The following is a 19,608-nucleotide window of genomic DNA, read 5'->3' as shown; positions in this document are numbered from 1 at the left end:
GCCTAACCTGAATTCCGGCGAGACGGGAAGACCCGATCCGTAACGCACCCCGCACAAGTGGCGAATAGTCGGTGATCAGTACCGCCATCTGGGGAGAACATGACCAGCGTCTGGGAACCCGATCCGAAAACCTCCGCGGCGCAGCTGCACCCCGGAAAGCTCTTCCGCAACGTGCGCATGTCCCTGCTGTTCACGGTGCTCGGCGCACTTTTGGTGGCCGTGGGAATCGTCTGCCTCTGGATCGACATCGGCCTGGCCGCGCCGGTGCTGGTGATCTACCTCGGCGGCGTCATCGTGGTGCAGCTCGGGCGCGGCGCGGTCAGCGGGCTCGTCTGGGGAGCCAAGTTCCAGTGGCACCCCGACCTCGCCTACGAGCAGATGACCGTCCCGCCGGACGGCCTTGCCGCCCGTCGCAAGAAAGTCGCCGCGCGATTGCCCGACGGCCGATGGCTGCACTTCCGGCTGTCCGCCGGAATGCGCGTTCAGCTCGCCGGCGAGCGACGGCTGTGGCTCGTCCGGAGCGGCGACCAGGCGCTGGTCGCCGTGCCTGGAACTGCGGCTCTGCACCAGGGAACCATTCGGGACGAGCCCATGGCCGGTGGCCGGGAGCTCCCGGTCGTGCCGCGGGAGTTCGTCCCGCCGCGGCTCGACCCCGTGCTCGCCGCGGTCCGCCGGGCCGCGGTCCGAAGCAGCTGGCTGGTCGTCGCGGTCTACGCGGTCCTCGCCGGGCTCGCCGGCTGGAGCGTTTACTGGATCTTCGCGCACCGCGGCGCCGGCGGGCCCGATGCCGTCGTCCAGCTGCTGCTCCTCATCGTGGCCACCTCCTGCGCAGTGGTCGGCGTCCTCTGCGCGATCCGCTTCGCCGTCGGCGCCGTGCGCATGACGACGTCGTACCGCGCCGACACCTGGACCGAGCTGGCCGTCGCCAAGAGCCTGGCGCAGCTGCCCGACGGCCGGACCATCCACATCCGCCTGCCGAAAGCCCAGCCCTCGCTCGCGCTCAACGTGCACGCATCCCGCACGCTCTGGACGTTCGGCCCCGCCAAGCCCGGACGGGTGCGCGTCGGCGTGCCCGGCTACCCGGTGTCCGGGGAAGCTCGTCTGAAGGTGGTCAAAGTGAAGGCAGGAACACCGTGACCGGCTGGCAACCCGACCCCACCACGCCGGCCGCGCAGCTGCCGTTCCTCGGTGAGCTCCTCGCCCGAGCCCGACGCAAAGCCGTGCGGCGCCTGGCGACCGCCGTCGTGGTCGCGGTGGCCGCGATCGCGCTCGTGTTCGCGGACGGCCGGGTCGACGTCGCCGACGTCGTGCTGCTCGGTTACGCCCTCGGCACGGCCTTCCTGCTCAGCGGCCGGCGGATCGCGCTGAACCGGTTGCTGACGCGGCTGTTCAACAAGCCGCTCGAAACAGTCGACGCCACCGAGAAAACCACCGAGCAAACCACCAAGGGCCGGCGGTTCGCGGTCCGGCTCCCCGACGGCCGCTGGGTGCATTTCCGGCTGCGCCGCTACGCAACCGGCCTGCTCACGCAAAGCCGGCAACTCTGGCTGGCCCGGATCGGCGACCGGGCGGTCGTCGTGCTGCCCGGCGTGGGATTCCGGCCGGCACGGATCCGCGATCTGCCTCTGCGGCACCCGCTTCCCTTGACCACGGCAGCGACAGCGCCCGACCTCCGGCCGATCATCGCTTTGCGCAAGCGGCGAACGTGGTTCGCCCTCGCCTGGCTCGTCGGCCTCACTGTGCTGCTGACGTGGGCGCGCCTGAGCCTGCCGGTGGGAGACCGCTCGCTGTTCGGCACCGTCGTGGGGCTTTTGATCGCCGTCGCGGTGCTTTTCGCGCTGAGAGCGATCCGGCGCCTCGCACGTCTGCGGTCGCCCGTCGTCGAGTGGGCCAAGTTCGACCTGGCGAGCGAGCCCACGATCACCTACGCCGACCGTCGCTTGACCGTCGACGGGCACCTGATCCACCCCGACGGCACCCAAGCCGCCTTCCGTATCCCCAATGTGAACTCCCTGGCCGCCCTTGACATCGTCGCCACGAAGAAGCTCTGGATCACGGGCCGGCGAGCCGGCCTACCCGGTCACCTCTGGACCGGCCCCATCCGCCTTCACGCTCCGGGACCCCTGCCCGACCACGACCACGCGTAAGCCTCGTCCTCGGAAGCCGAAGCCGCTTCCCCGAGCTCCAGCGGCGCGAACGTATCCACCATCACCGCCGTCTCGTCGAAGAACTCCGCCCCGATCGACGCCTCCGCGGCGCCCGGCTGGGGGCCGTGCGTGAAGCCCGACGGGTGGAGCGACAGGGAGCCGATGCCGATGCCCGAGCCGCGGCGGGCTTCGTAGTTGCCGCGGACGTAGAACATGAGCTCGTCGGAGTCGACGTTCGCGTGGTTGTACGGCACGGGGATCGAGTCCTCGTGGTAGTCGACCTTGCGGGGGCAGAAGGAGCACACCACGAAGTTCGGCCCCTCGAACGTCTGGTGCACGGGCGGCGGCTGGTGCACGCGGCCGGTGATGGGCTCGAAGTCGTCGATGTTGAACGCCCACGGGTACAGGCAGCCGTCCCAGCCGACGACGTCGAAGGGGTGCGTCGCGTACGTGTAGCGCGTGAGGCCGGCGCGGTGGCGGACCAGCACGTCGACGTCGGAGCCGTCCACCAGGAGCAGCGCGACCGGTCCCCGGACGTCACGCTCGCAGTACGGCGAGTGCTCCAGGAACTGCCCCCTCGCGGACAGGTAGCGCTTCGGCGGGCCGATGTGCCCGCGCGCCTCCAGCACGTACAGGCGGACCTCGCCGCGCGGCACCACACGGTAGGTGCACGACGTCGGGATCACCACGTAGTCGCCGTCCGCAGCCTCCAGTGCCCCGTAGATCGTCTCGAAGACAGCCGACCCGCCCTGGACGTAGAACAGCTCGTCGCCCGCCGCGTTGCGGTACAGGGGCGAAGGGGCGGTGGCGACGACGAAGCCGATGGTCACGTCGTTGTTGCCGAACAGCCGCCGCCGATCGGTCACGGCGTCGGCGGACGCGCCGAACTTCAGCTCCGGCGTCTTGAAGTGCCGCGGCTTCAGCGGGTGGTTGGGCACGAGGCCGCCGCGGTCTTCGGGCACGGCCACCGCGTCGACGATCGCCGTCGGCAGGCCGCGGTGGTACAGCAGCGCCGAGTCGGCGGAGAAGCCCTCGACGCCCATCAGTTCTTCGGCGTACAGGCCGCCGTCGGGCTTGCGGAAGGCCGTGTGCCGCTTGTGGGGGACCTCGCCTACTCGCCGGTAGAAGGGCATGGCTGACTCCTCCGGAGGTGTCCGCAGAACGAACGATTTTGTCCTGTTGTCGTACGCTACTAGCGTGTCATTCGTGTCAAGCGCTGTGGAACTCACGCCCCCCGGCCCCCGTGGAATTCCTCCCCTGTTCGCGCGGCTCGTCGACGACTCGGCGCTCTTTCCGCCCTCGGACGCGGCCATGCCCGAAGCCCTGCGAGCGCACTACGAGTCGCGGGCGGGTGAACACGCCGGTGTACTGGGCGTTTTCCTCTGCCAGGCCTCCCGGCTGCCGGAGCTGATCACCGAGTTGATCAAGATCAAGCCGAAGGAGCCGCTGCCCCTGTCACTGATCATCGACACCGGGCTCGGCGGCGTGCCCAAGGCCATCTCGATCGTCGAGTCGCGCAGCGAGCTGCTGTCGCTGCGGATGGTCGAGATGCCGGCGCCGTCGGACGTCGACGAGGTGTGGCTGGAGCGCGTCTCGGAGTTCGTGCCCGAGGACGTGATCCGCGTGGTCGAGCCGCGCCGCGGTGTCGGCTGGCTCGACGGCGTGCGCAAGGTGATCGAGCACGGCAGCTGGCCGAAGATCCGCTGCGGCGGCCCGGCGGGGGAGAACTTCCCCAGCGTCGACGAGGTGGCCGACTTCATGTCGGTGGTCAGCGGCGCACCCGGCGCGTCGTTCAAGGCCACGAACAGCCTGCACCGCGCCGTCCGCCACACCGATCCGGAGTCGGGCTTCACGCACCACGGCTTTCTGAACCTGATCGTCGCGTCGGCCCGCTGCCTTTCGGGCGGCGACGTGCGCGAGGCGCTGGAGTCCACCGACGGCAAGGCGCTGGCCGACGAGGCCCGCGCGTTGTCCGAGCCGGCCGCGAAGGCCGTGCGGGAGCTCTTCGCGTCTTACGCGGCGGCGTCGTTCGCCGAGCCGGTGGCCGACCTGGGTGAGCTCGAGCTGCTGTGAGCAGGGAGGGGTCGCTGACCCTCGACCGCGGCCTGGCCCTGCTTCAGGCGGTGGCCGACGCGGGCGAGGAGGCGGCGACCATCTCCGAGCTGGCCGTGACGATCGGCGCGAGCCGCGCGGCCGTCTACCGGCTGCTGGTGCCGTTGTCCGAACGCGGCCTGATCTGGCGCGACGGCACGAAGGTGCGCCTCGGCGTCGGCCTGCTGCGGCTGGCCGGGCAGGTGCTGCCGCAGCTGCGGGAAGCCGCGCGACCGGTGCTGCGGGAGCTGGCGGAGAAGGTCGGGGCCACGGCGCACCTCACCGTGGCCCAGGGCGACCAGGCGCAGGCCGTGGCGGTGGTGGAGCCGTCGTGGACGAGCTACCACGTCGCATACCGCGTGGGCAGCCGTCATCCGCTCAGCGCGGGCGCGGCCGGCCGGGCGATGTCGCTGCGGCCCGGGGGCGACGGCTGGGTCGCGTCCACGGGTGAGCTGGAGGCCGGCGCGTCCGGCGTGGCCGCGCCGGTGCGCGGGATGCCGGGGCTGCGGGCGAGCGTCGGGGTGGTGTCGCTGGAGCCGTTGGACGCGGCCGCGGTGGGGCCTCAGGTCGTCGCGGCGGCCGCAAAGCTGACCGAGGTGCTCCGAACCGACGCGTAGTGCGGCGTGGCGTGCTGGAATATGGTCTCGTGGGGCAAAAGGGGACGGCTTGCCGAGGAGCCGTCGCGCCCTGGTGAACGTTCCGAGTGAGCTCGTCGGCTGCGAGGTGCGCCGGACGTCGTTCGACTACCAGGTGCGCCTCTCGCTGGTCGACCAGCCGGACCCGGCCGACGAGCCGCGGGTGGACGCCGAGCTGGTGCTCGAGACTTCGTTCGTGCTGCGTGACGTCGAGGGCGTGAGCCACGAGCTGGAGCCCGGCAGCGGTGCGGCCCTGGCGCCGGTGCTCGCGCTGTTCGGCCAGCGCGTGACCGAGGTGGCGGTGCCCGAGGAAGGCACGCTGGCGGTGGTTTTTCGACGGCGGCGCCGAGCTGCGCGTCGGGCCGGACCGGCAGTACGAGTCGTGGTGGCTGACCGGCCACGGCGTCGAGCCGATCCTGGTCGGCCCGGACGCCTGACAGCTTGGTGGCTCAGCGGCGCGCGGCCGCCAGCAGCGGTCGCACCATCGTGAGCAGCAGCGCCAGGTCCACGCAGAACAGCAGCCGCTCGAACAACCCCAGCGTCACTTCCTGCTGCGCGGAGCCGGTGATCAGCTCGAAGACGAACCCGCCGAGCACGATCAGCACGCTGGCCAGGCTCGCGACGGCCAGGCCGCGGATCGTGCTGCGTCGCGGTTCCCACGGGCACTTCGGCGTGCCGCGGCGCGTGAGCAGCCACGCGGCGGCCGGCAGGGCCAGGAACGCGGTGATTGCGGCGCCGTTGTGCAGCTGGCCGTCGAAGGTGCGGGCCTGGCCGTCGGGGTCGACGGGGACGGTCGCGCAGATCGTGAGACCCGCGCACCACACGCCGAGCAGCACGACGACCGCGGGCGAGCGTCGGGCCTTCACCAGCCCGGCCAGCAGCGCGACGGAACCGAGCGCCAGCGCCAGGCACATCGCGCTGAACAGCGGCGCGGCCGAGCGCCCGCCGAGGTGGCCGTAGACGTACTCCGACAGCGTCTGCCACACCGGGCTGACCTGCGCTGACAGTCGCAGGTGCAGGTCAGCCGCGATGGCCACCGCGAGCGCCATGCCGGCCAACGCGAGCCGGCCGTGCACGGGGGACACGGCGGCGGGCACGGCCTTCGACATGGGGGCACTCCTCGGTGGTCATGGCGAAGGGCAAGGCTCCCCGCGTCATCGCGGATTCACCTTGCCCTCATCCACTGGTTCCGAAGAGGCTACCTCGTGTTCCTGTGAAGTCTCTGTGGTCAGCCGGCGCGGAAGGCGAGCTGGACCAGGGCGAACGCGGCGAATCCGGCGAACGCGAACCCCGCGACGCGTTGGATGAGCTTCGGGCGGATGCGGCTGCGGATCTTCGCGCCGATGAACACCGCGAGCCCGGCCACGGAGACCAGCGCGACGAACGCGCCGAGCCCGACCGCGAACGGGTTGCCGAGCCGCGCGACGAGTCCCGCCGTCGCAAGCTGCGACGCGTCGCCCCACTCGGCGGCGAAGAGCACGCCGAACGACGTCAGCGCGGAGCGTAGGAAGGACTTCGGCGCCGCGCCGAGGCGTGCGGCGTCGTCGGCCGCTTCGTCGGCTTCGTTGAATCCTTCGCGCAGGAGCATGAAGGCGCCGATACCGAACATCGCGGCCACCAGCAGTGAAACCACGGTTTCCGGAAGAAGGGTGAGCACGTGGCCGAAGGCCGCGGCGATAACACACTGGATGGCGAATGCCGCACACACCCCGACGAATACCGGCATCGCCCGGAAACGCGTGGTCAGCACCAGCGTCGCGACCAGGGTCTTGTCCGGCAGTTCCACTGCCAGGACCAGGCCGAACGCGCTGATGAGAGCGATGAGTGCGGGAGACATGAGCTTGTGGACACCCCTTTCACTTCAACGATAAAGGAGCTTTTCAGAAAGCCGCAAGTTGATCGGGTTTGCGAATTGCCCCGTGAGGTTTGTTGAATAGCTTCCGCCGTGGTCCCTGAATATAGTTTTCGGCGTGCCGAATTCTGTTTTGCGGATGCGGTACGGTTCGGGTCATGCCTGCTGACCACGTGGTCGTGACCACCACTGTCGACAAAGAAGCGACCGCTCGGAACATCGCCACGAGCGCCGTCGAGGCGCGGCTTGCCGCCTGCGCCCAGATTGTGGGGCCGATCACGAGCGTGTACCGCTGGGAGGGCAAGGTGCGCACCGACTCCGAGTGGCGCGTCGAGTGCAAGACGGCGGCCGACCGCGCGGGTGCGCTGGAGGAGTTCCTGAATGTGCGCCACACCTACGCCCTGCCGGAGATCGTGGTGACCCCGCTCGTCGGCGGCAGCCCGCGGTACCTGTCGTGGGTAGTGGAGCAGACCCGGTAGATCCCTTTCGGGTACACAGTGGACGGATGTGCCCGGGACGCCTGACGTGGGCGTTTCCCGGGTTCAGGACGTTGGTCCCCCGTCTTTCGGGACGTGTTGAACTGGTCGGTGCCGCGCGGGCGGAGTTAGCTCGGGTACGTGGATGTCCTTGAGCTAGCGCGGTGGCAGTTCGGCATCACCACCGTGTACCACTTCCTGATGGTCCCGCTGACCATCGGACTTTCGGTGCTCGTCGCGGGGATGCAGACCGCCTGGGTGCGTACCGGCAACGAGCGCTACTTCAAGATGACCAAGTTCTGGGGGAAGCTCCTCCTGGTCAACTTCGCCATGGGCGTGGTGACCGGGATCGTGCAGGAGTTCCAGTTCGGGATGACCTGGAGCGCCTACTCCCGCTTCGTCGGCGACGTGTTCGGCGCGCCGCTGGCGATGGAAGGGCTGGTCGCGTTCTTCGTGGAGTCGACCTTCCTCGGCCTGTGGATCTTCGGCTGGGACCGGCTGCCGAAACGCGTGCACCTGGCGTGTGCCTGGGCCTTCGCGCTGGCGTCGATGGCGTCGGCCTACTTCATCCTGTCCGCGAACTCGTGGATGCAGCACCCGGTGGGTGTGGAGTTCGTGAACGGCAAGCCGACGATGAACTCGATCTTCGCGGTGCTGGCCAACAACACGGCGCTGGCGGCGATCCCGCACACGCTGGCCGGGGCGTTCTCGGTGGCGGCGGCGTTCCTCGTCGGGGTGGCGGGCTGGCACCTGTGGCGGCGGCGTTCGGACTCGGACTCGGACGCCGGGGTGCACCGGGACGTCTGGCGCGCGTCGCTGCGGCTCGGTGGCTGGGTCGGGATCGCCGCGTTCGCGGTCCTGGCCATCACGGGCGACACGCAGGGCAAGCTGATGTTCCAGCAGCAGCCGATGAAGATGGCGTCGGCGGAAGCGTTGTGCCACACGGAGAAGCCGGCGAGCTTCTCGATCCTGGCGATCGGCGATGTCGCGGGGGCCAACTGCGAGGACGTGAAGACGTTCACCGTGCCGGCGCTGCTGTCGTTCCTCGCGCACAACGACTTTTCCACCGAGGTGCCGGGTGTGGAAAACCTGATCGGCCAGTACCAGGCGAAGTACGGCACCAACTACCCGAACGACCCCGACCTGGGGCCGCTGGCGGGCAAGCCGATCGACTACGTGCCCAACCTGCCGGTGACCTACTGGGGATTCCGGGCCATGATCGGCTTCGGCGCGATCGGGGCGGGGATCGGTCTGCTGGCCCTGTGGCTCACGCGCCGCGGACGGATCCCGAGCGGGCGCTGGTTCCCGTTGCTGCTGGGCGCGGGTATCGCGACGCCGTTCATCGGCAACAGTGCCGGCTGGATCTTCACGGAGATGGGGCGTCAGCCGTTCGTGGTCGCGCCGAACCCGACGGGCGTCGAGGGCATGTGGATGTTCACGGCGCAGGCGGTGTCGAAGCTGTCGGTGGGTGAGGTGTGGACATCGCTGATCTCGCTCACGGTGCTCTACCTGGGATTGGGCGTGGTGGAGCTGTTCTTGATGCGCAAGTACGTCCGCGGTGGGGTCGAAGGGGTTCTGCCGCCGCCTGCTCACGGTGGGGAGGCGGGTTCGGATGACACGTTGTCGTTCGCTTACTGACTCGGTGGGCCTTGCTTCGTTGGGTTGGACCCAGAGTGTTCACCCGATCACCCACGAGAGTTACCCACAGCTGATCTGTGGACAACTCGATGGGTTGTGGATAACTCAGGGCGATCTTGGGGATGAGTTATGACAACGCTGCAGCTGGTGTGGTTCGGGATCATCGCGCTGTTCTGGCTCGGGTACCTGTTTCTCGAGGGCTTCGACTTCGGCGTCGGGATGCTGCTGCCCGTGCTCGGGCGCGACAACACCGAGCGGCGCGTCATGGTCAACACCATCGGGCCGGTGTGGGACGGCAACGAGGTGTGGCTGATCGTCGCGGCCGGCGCTACGTTCGCGGCGTTCCCCGACTGGTACGCGACGCTGTTTTCAGGCGCCTACCTGCCGTTGCTGCTCGTGCTGCTGGCACTGATCGGGCGCGGGGTCGCGTTCGAGTACCGCGGCAAGGTCGACTCCGAGCGCTGGCGGCGCACGTGGGACCGCGTGATCATGGTCGGCTCGTGGATCCCGCCGCTGGGCGTCGGGCTGCTGCTGGCGACGACGGTGCTCGGCCTGCCGCTCGACGCCGACGGCAACCGCATCGGCACGCCGTTCGAGGCCGTGCGGTGGGACACGCTGCTGGGCGCGCTCGCCGTGGTCGGGTTCTCGCTGGTGCACGGGGCGGCGTTCCTGGCGCTGAAGACGTCGGGTCAGTTGCGGGAACGGGCACGGGTGCTGGCATTGCGGCTGCTGCCGGTGGCGTTGCTGCCGCTGGTCGCGTTCCTCATCGTGGTGCAGGTGCGCGCGGGGCAGGCGTGGACGTTGGTCGCGCTTGTGGTCAGCGTGGTTGCCGCAATCGTCGCGTGGCTGCGGCTGCGCGCGGACCGCGACGGGCAGGCGTTCGCCGCGCTCGGCGTGGTGATCGCGGCCGCCGCGGTGACGATGTTCGGGGCGCTGTACCCGAACGTGCTGCCGTCGACGGGGGATCCGGCCCACTCGCTGACCATCGCGCAGGCCGCCGCGAGCCCGTACGCGCTGAAGGTGATCACGTGGGTCGCCGCGTTCGGCGCGCCGGCTGTGCTCATCTACCAAGGCTGGACCTACTGGGTTTTCCGCAGGCGCATCGGCGTCCAGCACATCCCGGCGGTGCACGCACCGTGATCACGCTTCCCGGCCGCACCACCCTTTCCGCCCCGAGGTCCACAGTGGACCAGGTGCGGCCGGGCAAGGGGCCGCTCGGCGCGCTCTCGGCTCTCGGGCCGGCCGCGCGCCGGGCGCTGCTCCTCGTGGCGGTGCTCTCGTTCATCAACGCTGTTTTCCTGGTGGCGCAAGCTTTTCTTCTGGCTGACGTGCTCGCGTCCATCGTCTCCACAGGGATCAGGGGCCGCACCGCTCAGCTGGCCGCTCTGTTCGCGCTCGTCGCGGGCCGGGCGTTCACCGGCTGGGCGGTGCGGGTGGTCTCCGCGCGCGCCGCGGCGACGGCGCAGCAGGACCTGCGCGCCCGCGCCGTCTCCCACGCTCTGCGGCTCGGCCCGGAGTGGCTGGCTCGCCGCGGCGACGGCTCGCTGACGGAGCTCGTGACCCGCGGCTTGGACGCGCTCGACGCCTACTTCCGCGAGTACTTGCCGGCCTTGGTGACGGCCGCGGTGGTCCCCCTCGCGGCGGGCGCGGCGATCCTGTGGATGGATTGGCCGTCGGCGGTGATCGTGCTGGTGACGGTGCCCTTGCTGCCGGTTTTCGCTGTGCTGGTCGGCAAGTTCACGGCCGACCGCGTGGCAGGCGCGACGGACGCCGTGCACCGCATGTCGGGGCTGCTGCTGGAATTGGTGCGCGCTCTGCCGGTGCTCACGGCGTTCCGCCGCGCCGACGCGCAGTCGGCGACCGTGGCCCGCGTCTCGGAACGCCACCGCCGCGCGACTTTGAAGACTTTGCGGGTCGCGTTCTCGTCGGCTTTCGTGCTCGAACTGGTCGCCACTTTGTCCGTGGCGCTGGTCGCCGTGGTGATCGGCGTGCGGCTGGTGTCGGGTTCGTTGCCCCTGGCCATCGGGCTCGGCGTGCTGATCCTCGTCCCCGAGTGCTACCAGCCTCTGCGCGCGGTGGGCGCGGCTTTCCATTCCAGCGAAGACGGCGTCGAGGCGGTTCGCCGCGTCACCGACGTCCTGGCCGAGCCGGCCCCGCACTTCGGCACGCGCGTTCCGCCCCGTGGACAACTCACTGTGGCCAACCTGAGCATCGCCCGTCGCGGCGGCTTCGCCCCTGCTGGTGCCTCGTTCTCCGTGCGCCGAGGCCAAACGACCTGGCTCCGCGCCCCCAGCGGCGGTGGCAAATCCACCATCCTCGCCGCCCTCCTCGGCTTCCTCCCCACCTACGACGGCACCATCACCCTCGGCGACGTCCCTCTGGCCTCGGTGGATGTGGACCGCTGGCGCGCGGATGTCGCGTGGGTGCCGCAGTCGCCGGTGTTCAGCGGCGGGACCGTCCGTGCGGAGGTGGCCGGCGTTGGCTCCGGGCTCGGCGCAGCCTCGGTTTTCGTCGATTCGCCCGCGGGTGACTCCGTTGTCGGCTCGGGCGCGGTTGGGTCTGCGCTGCGTGCGGCTGGAGGTTTCGAAGCCGCCCAGGGTGGCTCTGAAGAAGCCGGCGCGGCCGGTGCTGCCTCGGTCGGCGCGGCTGATGTTGTCGATGAGGTCCTGGCGGAGCTCGGGCTGTCGGGGTTGGGGGACCGGCCCGTCGGACAGCTGTCGTTGGGGCAGCGGCAGCGCGTGGCGGTCGCGCGGGCGTTGGTGAGGGTGCGGGCGGGCGCGTGGCTGCTGTTGCTCGACGAGCCGACGGCCCACCTCGACGAGGTGAACGCCCGGCGCGTGATGGGCGCCGTCGAGCGGGCCGTGGCGGGCGGGGCGGCGGCGATCATCGCGGCGCACGAGCGGTCGGCGCCGGTGGCGGTGGCGGATGAGAAGCCGTTGTCCGGCACCACGTCCGCCGGCACTGCGGGGTCCGGTCGGCCGCTGCCGTGGCGGCTTTTGCTCGACCGTCGGCTGTTTTCCGGAGCGGTGCTGGGTGCCTTGGCGCTGTTGGCGGGCGTTGCGCTGACGGCGACTTCGGGGTGGCTGATCGCGAAGGCGTCGTTGCAGCCGCCGATCTTGACGCTGACCGTGGCGGTCGTCGGCGTGCGCGCGTTCGGGCTCGGGCGTGCGGCCCTGCGCTACGCCGAACGTCTTGTCACGCACGACGCCGCGTTCCGCATCGCCGGGCGGCTGCGCGTCCGGCTGTGGGACTCGCTCGTCCGCCTCGGCCCGGCGCGCGCGTTGGCGGCCGGCGAGGGCCAGCGCCGCCTTGTCACCGACGTCGACAACATCCGCGACCTGCTGCCCCGCGTGGTCTCGCCGCCGGTCGTCGTCGGACTTGTCGCCGTGGGCGCGATCGCGGTGCAGACGGTCGTTCTTCCCTCCGCCGGCCTGCTCCTCGCTGCTGCGGTGGTGGTCAGTCTCGTCGCGCCCCGGCTCGCCCTCCTGGCCGAGCGCCACGCGACGGCCGCCCTCGCCGCCGGACGCCGCGACATCGCTGCGCGGGTCCTCGTGTTGTTCACCTCGGCGGCCGAGCTGATCGCTTACGGCACCGCGACCGCGCGCCGCCGTTCGCTGCTCGCGACCGACGCCCGGCTGACCGCCACCACCCGCCGCCAGGCCTTCGGTGCCGGCGCGGCCGATGCCCTGATCGTCCTGGCCACCGGGGCCGCCGCCGTGGGCAGCACGCTGCTCGCCGCGCCGGCCGTCGCGTCCGGCCACTTGGCGGGGGTCATGGCTCCGCTGCTGGCGCTGGTCCCGTTGGCCCTTGCCGAAGTCCTCTCGCTGCTGCCGCCGGCCGCTACCCACTGGGACACGCTGCGCGCTGCCCGCTTCCGCCTGGGTGACCTCGACACAGCTGCCGGATCAGAGCCGGCGCTGCCGGGCGAAGCGGTGCAGCCGGCTGGATTGCACCTGGCGTCCGCCTCGACGCAGCCCGACTCCGTCGGCACGGCTGGTTTGGCGCCAGTGCGAGCCGGCGAAGAACGGCAGCGCGGCAATGCCACGATCGCGTCGAAGCCGGCGCCGTTCGGCCGTGCGGCGCGCCCTCGCAAGGGGCCTGAGCTCGGCGAGGCGCCGGAGCCCGGACCGAGCGCCGTGCGGCTTCGTGGCGCCGACCTCGGCTGGCCCGGCGGCGACACCGTGCTCACCGACGTCACGCTCGACATCGAGCCCGGAACCTACGTCGCCGTGGTGGGGCCGAGCGGGGCGGGGAAGTCGACGTTGGTGGCGGCCTTGCTGGGGTTCCTGGAGCCGCGCTCGGGGGAGGTCGCGGTGCCGGGGCGGGTGTCGTGGGCGCCGCAGGAGGCGATGCTGGTGTCGACGAGCGTGGCGGAGAACCTGCGCCTCGCGAATCCCCGGGCGACCGACGAGGACGTCCGGCGGGCGCTCGACCTGGCGCAGTTGCCGGAGCTCGACGCGGCGACCGTCCTCGACAGCGCCGGCACCGGGCTTTCCGGTGGCCAGGCTCAGCGCGTCGCGCTGGCACGGGCGTTGCTGGCGGCGCCGACCGCCGACCTCGTGCTGCTCGACGAGCCCACGGCGCACCTCGACGAACGGACCGCTCGCGCCTTGCGGGCCACGCTGCGTGCCGAGCTTGCCGGGCGCACCGTCGTGCACGTCACCCACAACCTCGACGAGCAGCTCGACGCCGACGTCGTCCTGGAGGTCCGCGGCGGCCAGGTGCTCGAGTCGCAAGCGGTACCAGCCGCGAGGGGTGATTGGTGACGGTCACGATTCCGGGTCCGGGCCGCAAGCACGCGCTAGGGTCGGTGTTGCTCATGGACCCGACACTTGCCGCGCGGGCGTTGTCCGCTGCCACCGAGATCACCAGCACCGCGTTGTCCGGGGACGACCCGGAGGCCGTGCTGGACACCGTCGTGATCCGCGCCGCCGAGCTGGCCGACGCCGACCTCGGCCTGGCCATGGTCAGCGCCGAGGACGGGCACGTCGTGGTCGAGGCCGCCGTCGACCCCAGCGGCGCCGGCCGCGCGCTGCAGGGCCTGACCTTGCCCGCCGACTCCGCCGCCGGCCGCGTCGCTCGCGGGGGCGAGCCGGTGGTCAGCGACAACTTCGTCGTCGACCCGCGCACCGCACCCTTCGTGCCCGACGAGCTCCGTGGCTTCGGCCCCTTCGCCGCCGCGCCGTTCGGCTCCGGCGGCCGGGTGCTGGGCGCGCTCACGGTCTACCGCCTGCAGGGCCGCGAGCCGTTCTCCGCGGGGACCGTCGAGATGCTCGTGGCGTTCGCCGCACAGGCTGGCGTGGTGCTCGCACTCGCCGAAGGAGCCAACGCACGACACCGCGTGACGCTCTACCAAGAGCGCGAACGCATCGCCCGCGAGCTGCACGACGTGATTGTGCAACGCCTCTACGGCGCCGGCATGCAACTGGACCGCGTGCGCCGCAACATGCGCAAGCGCTTCGCCCAAGCCGACGGCGCGCGCCTGTCCGACGCCATCGACCAGCTCGACCAGACCATCGAGGAAATCCGCGGCACCGTGCGAGCCCTGCGCTCACCCGAGCCGCGCCACGACATCGGCACACCGACCGACCTCGCCGAGTCCGCCCGCGGTGAAGTCCGCATCGCCGGCGAGCTCCTCGGCTACCCGCCGACCCTCGAGCTCTCCGGCGAGTTCGCCGACATCCCCGCCGAAAGCGCCGACCACATCCGCGCGGCACTGCGCGAAGCACTGTCCAATGTGGTCCGCCATTCCGGCGCGAGCGAGACGCGCGTGTCCCTGACCCGCGACCGCGACGGCGTGAAACTCCGCGTGCGCGACAACGGATCCGGCGTACCCCAAGGCGTCGCCACCCGGGGCCTGCGTCACCTCGCCGAACGCGCCGACACCGCCGGCGGGAAGTTCTTCATCAACTCCTCACCGAGCCTCGGCACACTCGTCGCCTTCGATCTCCCTCTGGACTAGTCGCACGTGCGCGACCGCCACCCACAGCGCGCTGATCCGGCTTCAGCCTTCACGCGTCATGTGAGCCGCTCCTTCCTCTCCGACGGGCACGTTCGGCTCCCCGTTCGACATCGACCAACACCCCAGAACCGCGAGTCGCCGCTCGCTTTCACCTGGTGACGAGTCTACCGGCGATCGAACACCCATTCGACTCACGATGGGGTGAATCCGAAAGATCCTTACCGAATCCGCCGTGGCCGACCGTGATCTCACGCGCGCGCGAAACCTCCGAACGGCCTAGTCGATTTCCGAGCGGCGGTACCGGATGGTCACTCGAAAATCGAGGTCACCAGTTCTGTCGGCGGTGGCTGTTAGGGTCGCCATGATCAGTCACGAGGGGGTCGCTTCATGTGGGAAACCGTGGCGGCGGAAGTCGTCAAAGCAATGGCTGTGGCCGCGCTCGGCGGGGTGAAACAGCTGGTGTCGCGCAAGCTCGAACAGCGCCGGACCGCCGCCGACGTCGAGGCGATCCTCAACGACAAAGCCCGCACCGCAACGGTGATCGCCGAGCTGCTCGCGACCGATCAGGAGTTCGTCGAACAGATCGAATCACTGCTGCCACGATCGAAGGGAACTGGCAGCAGCAGCGACTTTCCCGCGTCGGCCGAACCCTTTGTCGACCGCGAAAGTGAACGCGCGCTCGTCGCCGGCCCCGGCGCCCGCCTCGTCACCGGGCCGCGCGGCGCGGGCAAAACGGCGCTGCTGAGCCGGCTTGCCACCGACCTGCGCCCGCACCTCCCGAAACAGATCTACGTCGACCTCGCCGACTACCGGTCCGGTTCGCTGGTGCGCCGCACCGAGGTGGCCGCGCGCGTGGTGCGAGCGCTTGACGTCGGCAGTGACCTGACCGCCACAGAAACACCCCAGCTCTGGGAGCAGTACCGCTCCGTCACCGCACGCCACCGTTTCCTGCTCGCACTCGACAACGCCGAAGCGGCCACCGACCTGCACGGCCTCATCCCGCCGTCGCCGCACAGCGTCGTTCTCGTGACCGCGATCAAGGCCGGTGACGACCTGCGCAAGGAGTTTCCCGCCCCGCCGATCGAGGTCGGTCGGCTCGCGCTGCCGGACGCGCTCGCCCTGCTGAGCCGCCTCTCCCACCCGAGCGTGATCGCCGCCGAGCCCGCCGCGGCCGAGGAACTCGTGGACCTGTGCGACCACATGCCCTTCGCGGTCCGGCTCGCCGCCGTCCGCGTCGCGCGGAGGATGCAGCGCGGCCCCGGCGCTGTCACGTCCGTGTTGGAAGGCTTCCGGGCCACGGGCAAACTCGGCGGCGAGGACGTGATCGCCGCCGCATTCGAGGAGTCCTTTTCGGAGTTGACTCCCGAAGCGGCAGAGCTGTGCCGCCTCCTCGCCGCGCACCCCGGACCCGACTTCACCGCCGCCGGCGCGGCTGCGGTCTTCGGCCGCTCACCCGAAGACGCCCTCGACGAGTTGGCCGACGCCGGTTTCCTCACCCGCACAGGCACTTCCCGGCAGCGGCTGTACAACCTGATCCGCGAGGGAGCCCGCCGCGGCGGCTGGGCCGAGGTGGCTGTCGAACGCGCGCTCGAGTTCCACTGTGACCAAGCCGTGGCCGCGGATCTCCACAACGGCAAGGATCGCCTCCGGCTGTACGCGCCGCGCCCGGAGGCCGAAGCGAACGCGAACTTCGAAGGCCGCAAGCCACTCGACTGGGTCGAAGACGCCCGCGAGACGTACGGTGCACTCGCTCGGGAGGCCTACCTGCGCGAGCGCGACGTCGAGCTGGGCCAGATCTGCGGGGCGCTCGAAGTGCTCATGCTCAACCGCGGGTACCACCGGCTGTTCGCCGAGATCAACAACTGGGGCATCCGCGGTGCGCGCCGGCTCGGCGACCGGCCGCTGCTCACGCGCGTGCTGAGCCAACAGGGCCGCACTCACTTGCTGATGCACGAGTTCACCACGGCGAAGCCGTTCCTGGACGAGTCGCTCACGTTGGCGCGTGAGCTTGCGTCGCCGGGCCTGCTGTCGTCGGTGCTGGAGTTCTGCGGCCGTTTCCGCGAGGAAGAAGCCCGGCAGTACCCGCAACAGGCATCAGGGCTGACGGCCGAGGCAGTGACGTTGCTGGACGAAGCGATTCGCATCGACCGCGCCGCGGGGCCGGAAGCCGCACGAAGCCTGGGCATTCACACGCGGATGCTGGCCAACGTCCTCGTCGGGCTCGCACGATGGGACCAGGTGTTCGCGCTGCTCGGCGAGTCGGAGCAGCACACCACCGAGGACCGCAACCGCTCCCGGATCCTGCTGGTCAAGGGAAAGGCCGAGACGGCCCTGGGCTCTTTCGACGCCGCCGCCAGCACCCTGGGCCAGGCCTGGCAGCTCGCGAACACCTCAGGAGCCTCGCAGTACGCGGCCGAGTTCGACGCCGCCTTCGCGACGCTCGCCGAGGCCCGCGGCGACCTGCCGGCCGCACTTGAGGCGTGGCGACGGGCGTGGCAGGTCTATTTCGCTGCCGGGCACCCGCGGCAGGCGGAGTTCGCGGTGAAGTTCAGCGCCGTCGAAGAGCGGATACGGCGGCGCCATTGAGATCACCGGTCAACGGCCGGCTCGTCGCAAGCCGCACATAAGCAAAAGCGGCCAGCAGCACGGGATCCACGTCGGCCGTCAGCGCGTGCGTCTCGCCGGTCGAGTCGCGCACGAGACAGCCGCCGTCGGTCGGCGCGGCCGCGAGCCGAGCGGCGGGCCAGTGGGCGAGCAGGTCGTCGAGTCGTCCGGGCTCGTCCGCGTAGACGACGGTGGCAGCGTCGAGTTCGCGCAGCTCGGCGTTGTCGGCGTGGGCGAGTACATGCCGGTACTCGAGGTCCGGCGCCTTCTCCGCGACGAGCGGGAACCGCACGAGCTCACCCGACGCGTCGACGCCGGCCACGAACGCGGCCGCAGGCGAGGTCAGCGGCTCGGGATCTGCGACGGGCGGAAAAACCGGGTCGTCGGGCGCGTTCAGGCCGAGCAGTGCATAGAGCAGGCCGGCGAGCAGCGGTGCGCCCGGATCTTCCACGGCCTCTTGGATGATCGGCGCGTGCGAGCCAGGCCGGTGCCGAGCGATCGCGCCGTCGATCTGGTCGCGCAGGCCGAACTCCGTCACGAGTTTCGGCACGCTCCGGGCGAGGGCGGCGAGCGGCGAGTCCGCGACCGTCGTCGGTGATCCCGGCGTCGTGAGCAGCACCGGTTTGTCGACGGCGGCCGCGTACAGCGCGGCGGATCCTTCGTCCGACAACACGCAATCCGCGGCGAGCACGGCCGCCTGCCAGCCGTGGTCAGGCGGGACGAGCGCGAGCCCGGCGGCGATGGCCGGCCGCAGCCACGACCGCACCTGCCACGGTCCGTGCGCCGCCCAGACGCCCGGGTGCAACGTCAGCACGACGCGGTAATCGTCGAACGGCAGGCATCCCAGCAGCTCGACAGGCAGCTCGGGGCGTCGGCCGAACAGGGAGTGCTTGCCCCAGGTCGACGCGAGCGTCACGACCGTGCGGCCGCCCGCGTCGAGCGCCTTGCGGTAGCGGGAAACGCGGTGCCGGCTCATCACCATGCGGTCGAGGCAGGGGTCGCCGATGACCACGGCCCGCTCGGCGGCGGGCGGACACGACCGGGTCAGCTGCGCACGCTGGCTTTCGTGCGAGAGCGCGATGGCCGCCGGCACCACTTCACCGTTGTGGACGAGCTTTTCCGGGTCGAGGCCCGACGTGACACGGCTGCCCGGATAGTACTTCTGGTAGCCGATTCCGTGGGGCACCAGCAAAATCGGGGCGTCGAGCTCCGTCAGCACGTCGTTTTCGCTGGCCGCGAGCGCGAGGTCGAACCGGGTCGCCGTGGCCTGGTCCCAGCCGATCACGGGCGGTCCGAGCCGGCGCAGCGCTTCCGGCACGCCGGTGGAGAGGATGCCGGGCCGTGGCTCGTCGTGCGTGAAGACGAGCTGGATCCGCCGGTCGCTGCCGAACAACGAGACGACGTCGAGCAGGCGCGTGAGCGTGGTCAGGGTGCGCACGACGACGAGCACCTTGCGTTCGAACTCCGTGGTCAGCCAGTGGTCATACGCCGGATCAGCCGGGACCTTCGGCCAAAACGACGGGGGGTATGCGTTTTCGGGCATCACTTGCCGCGGCGGGCGATCCAGGCGGCGGCTTGGGTGCGGCGTTGCATGCCGAGCTTGGCGAGGACCGAGGTGACGTAGTTCTTGACCGTTTTTTCGGCCAGGAAGAGGCGTTCCGCGATTTCGCGGTTGGACATGCCCTGGCCGATGAGCTCCAGGACGTCGCGCTCGCGGTCGGTGAGGGCGGCGAGGTCGTCGGTGGGCGGGTGGCGCAGTTTGTCGAGCACGCGGGCCGTGGAGACGGGGTCGAGCAGCGAGTGGCCGGCGGCGACCTCGCGGACGGCGTTGACCACGTCCTGGCCACGCACCTGCTTGAGCAGATAGCCCGAAGCGCCCGCCATGATCGCGCCGACCATGGCCTCCTCGTCGTCGAAAGCGGTGAGCATGAGGCAGGCCGGCGGGTTGGGCTTTGAGCGCAGCTCGCGGCACAGCGTGATGCCGTCCCCGTCGCCGAGCCGGACGTCGACCACCGCGACGTCCGGCTCCACGTGCATCGCGACGGCCAGCGCCTCCTCGACGCCCCCGGCCTCGGCGACCACCTCGATGTCCGCCTCGTCGCCCAGCAGGTCGCGCAGGCCGCGGCGGACCAGTTCGTGGTCGTCGACGAGCAGCACCTGGATCGGCATACCCCGAGGTTACGGCTTCGGGGCGGTCGTTGCC

At 70.7% G+C, this 19,608-nt stretch carries 16 protein-coding genes and 1 pseudogene; 12 read left to right on the top strand and 5 right to left on the bottom strand.

Going from position 1 to position 19,608, the window contains the following annotated elements:
* The first annotated feature begins 99 nt into the window (after window positions 1-99).
* Together AB0M56_RS11600 and AB0M56_RS11595 are read left to right on the top strand one after the other, a co-directional pair.
* Window positions 100-1,137, top strand: a complete 1,038-nt coding sequence (locus tag AB0M56_RS11600) for a hypothetical protein (protein WP_364173845.1) — start codon at window positions 100-102, stop codon at window positions 1,135-1,137.
* Complete coding sequence (locus tag AB0M56_RS11595; protein ID WP_364173842.1) at window positions 1,134-2,147, top strand: hypothetical protein; 1,014 nt, start codon at window positions 1,134-1,136, stop codon at window positions 2,145-2,147. Before AB0M56_RS11600 ends, AB0M56_RS11595 begins: the two co-directional genes overlap by 4 nt.
* Here the strand turns inward: AB0M56_RS11595 and AB0M56_RS11590 are convergent.
* The gene (locus AB0M56_RS11590) at window positions 2,108-3,280 is read right to left on the bottom strand and encodes a homogentisate 1,2-dioxygenase (RefSeq protein WP_364173839.1); all 1,173 of its coding nucleotides are present in this window, start codon (window positions 3,278-3,280) and stop codon (window positions 2,108-2,110) included. The two genes, AB0M56_RS11595 and AB0M56_RS11590, sit on opposite strands and share 40 nt — an antisense overlap.
* A gap of 85 nt (window positions 3,281-3,365) precedes the next feature.
* Here AB0M56_RS11590 and AB0M56_RS11585 point away from each other — a divergent pair, with 85 nt between their 5' ends.
* The 4 genes and pseudogenes from AB0M56_RS11585 to AB0M56_RS11570 all read left to right on the top strand — a co-directional run bounded on the left by AB0M56_RS11585 (window position 3,366) and on the right by AB0M56_RS11570 (window position 5,310).
* A complete protein-coding gene (locus AB0M56_RS11585) occupies window positions 3,366-4,220 on the top strand; it encodes a hypothetical protein (protein WP_266118434.1) in 855 nt (284 codons plus the stop codon).
* Window positions 4,217-4,855, top strand: coding sequence for a helix-turn-helix domain-containing protein (locus tag AB0M56_RS11580; protein ID WP_364173836.1), 639 nt, complete (start codon window positions 4,217-4,219; stop codon window positions 4,853-4,855). Before AB0M56_RS11585 ends, AB0M56_RS11580 begins: the two co-directional genes overlap by 4 nt.
* Before the next feature lie 73 nt (window positions 4,856-4,928).
* Window positions 4,929-5,204 (top strand): annotated as a pseudogene (locus AB0M56_RS11575) (DUF6188 family protein); the annotation flags it as partial.
* Between the two features lie 19 nt (window positions 5,205-5,223).
* Window positions 5,224-5,310, top strand: coding sequence for a hypothetical protein (locus AB0M56_RS11570; protein WP_364174206.1), 87 nt, complete (start codon window positions 5,224-5,226; stop codon window positions 5,308-5,310).
* 12 nt (window positions 5,311-5,322) lie between these two features.
* On the opposite strand, the gene AB0M56_RS11565 is transcribed toward AB0M56_RS11570, so the two are convergent.
* A complete protein-coding gene (locus AB0M56_RS11565) occupies window positions 5,323-5,982 on the bottom strand; it encodes a DUF998 domain-containing protein (protein WP_364173834.1) in 660 nt (219 codons plus the stop codon).
* Between the two features lie 119 nt (window positions 5,983-6,101).
* The gene (locus tag AB0M56_RS11560) at window positions 6,102-6,710 is read right to left on the bottom strand and encodes a TMEM165/GDT1 family protein (RefSeq protein WP_364173831.1); all 609 of its coding nucleotides are present in this window, start codon (window positions 6,708-6,710) and stop codon (window positions 6,102-6,104) included.
* 173 nt (window positions 6,711-6,883) lie between these two features.
* Here AB0M56_RS11560 and cutA point away from each other — a divergent pair, with 173 nt between their 5' ends.
* From cutA to AB0M56_RS11530, 6 genes are all read left to right on the top strand, one after another.
* Window positions 6,884-7,204 (top strand): divalent-cation tolerance protein CutA, encoded by a 321-nt coding sequence (cutA, locus tag AB0M56_RS11555; RefSeq protein ID WP_364043794.1) that lies wholly within the window; start codon window positions 6,884-6,886, stop codon window positions 7,202-7,204.
* A gap of 138 nt (window positions 7,205-7,342) precedes the next feature.
* Window positions 7,343-8,839 carry a cytochrome ubiquinol oxidase subunit I gene (locus AB0M56_RS11550; protein WP_364173828.1) on the top strand — a complete coding sequence of 499 codons (1,497 nt, stop codon included), beginning with the start codon at window positions 7,343-7,345 and terminating at the stop codon, window positions 8,837-8,839.
* A gap of 129 nt (window positions 8,840-8,968) precedes the next feature.
* A complete protein-coding gene (cydB, locus tag AB0M56_RS11545; RefSeq protein ID WP_364173825.1) occupies window positions 8,969-9,979 on the top strand; it encodes a cytochrome d ubiquinol oxidase subunit II in 1,011 nt (336 codons plus the stop codon).
* Complete coding sequence (locus AB0M56_RS11540; protein WP_364173822.1) at window positions 9,976-13,605, top strand: ATP-binding cassette domain-containing protein; 3,630 nt, start codon at window positions 9,976-9,978, stop codon at window positions 13,603-13,605. The genes cydB and AB0M56_RS11540 overlap by 4 nt, the downstream gene beginning before the upstream one ends.
* Window positions 13,606-13,658: 53 nt before the next feature.
* The gene (locus tag AB0M56_RS11535) at window positions 13,659-14,801 is read left to right on the top strand and encodes a GAF domain-containing protein (protein ID WP_364174203.1); all 1,143 of its coding nucleotides are present in this window, start codon (window positions 13,659-13,661) and stop codon (window positions 14,799-14,801) included.
* A 387-nt stretch (window positions 14,802-15,188) separates the two neighbouring features.
* Window positions 15,189-17,387: a hypothetical protein gene (locus AB0M56_RS11530; protein ID WP_364173821.1), complete on the top strand. Its 2,199-nt coding sequence runs from the start codon at window positions 15,189-15,191 to the stop codon at window positions 17,385-17,387.
* Here the strand turns inward: AB0M56_RS11530 and AB0M56_RS11525 are convergent.
* Together AB0M56_RS11525 and AB0M56_RS11520 are read right to left on the bottom strand one after the other, a co-directional pair.
* Complete coding sequence (locus AB0M56_RS11525; protein WP_364173819.1) at window positions 17,350-18,948, bottom strand: hypothetical protein; 1,599 nt, start codon at window positions 18,946-18,948, stop codon at window positions 17,350-17,352. The genes AB0M56_RS11530 and AB0M56_RS11525 overlap by 38 nt on opposite strands.
* Window positions 18,948-19,574 (bottom strand): response regulator transcription factor, encoded by a 627-nt coding sequence (locus tag AB0M56_RS11520; protein WP_285971182.1) that lies wholly within the window; start codon window positions 19,572-19,574, stop codon window positions 18,948-18,950. The genes AB0M56_RS11525 and AB0M56_RS11520 overlap by 1 nt, the downstream gene beginning before the upstream one ends.
* Window positions 19,575-19,608 lie beyond the last annotated feature (34 nt).

Origin of the sequence: Amycolatopsis sp. NPDC051372 (genome assembly GCF_040682095.1) — a bacterium.
In the GTDB taxonomy this organism is placed as follows: domain Bacteria; phylum Actinomycetota; class Actinomycetes; order Mycobacteriales; family Pseudonocardiaceae; genus Amycolatopsis.
The sequence above is the reverse complement of the archived record's forward strand: the minus strand, read 5'-3'. Positions and strand labels throughout refer to the sequence as shown.

Coding starts and splice junctions, on each gene's coding strand:
- AB0M56_RS11535 (WP_364174203.1), top strand. CDS start 13,659: ATGGACCCGACACTTGCCGCGCGGGCGTTGTCCGCTGCCACCGAGATC.
- AB0M56_RS11560 (WP_364173831.1), bottom strand. CDS start 6,710: ATGTCTCCCGCACTCATCGCTCTCATCAGCGCGTTCGGCCTGGTCCTG.
- AB0M56_RS11600 (WP_364173845.1), top strand. CDS start 100: ATGACCAGCGTCTGGGAACCCGATCCGAAAACCTCCGCGGCGCAGCTG.
- cutA (WP_364043794.1), top strand. CDS start 6,884: ATGCCTGCTGACCACGTGGTCGTGACCACCACTGTCGACAAAGAAGCG.
- AB0M56_RS11530 (WP_364173821.1), top strand. CDS start 15,189: ATGTGGGAAACCGTGGCGGCGGAAGTCGTCAAAGCAATGGCTGTGGCC.
- AB0M56_RS11590 (WP_364173839.1), bottom strand. CDS start 3,280: ATGCCCTTCTACCGGCGAGTAGGCGAGGTCCCCCACAAGCGGCACACG.
- AB0M56_RS11520 (WP_285971182.1), bottom strand. CDS start 19,574: ATGCCGATCCAGGTGCTGCTCGTCGACGACCACGAACTGGTCCGCCGC.
- AB0M56_RS11525 (WP_364173819.1), bottom strand. CDS start 18,948: ATGCCCGAAAACGCATACCCCCCGTCGTTTTGGCCGAAGGTCCCGGCT.
- cydB (WP_364173825.1), top strand. CDS start 8,969: ATGACAACGCTGCAGCTGGTGTGGTTCGGGATCATCGCGCTGTTCTGG.
- AB0M56_RS11565 (WP_364173834.1), bottom strand. CDS start 5,982: ATGTCGAAGGCCGTGCCCGCCGCCGTGTCCCCCGTGCACGGCCGGCTC.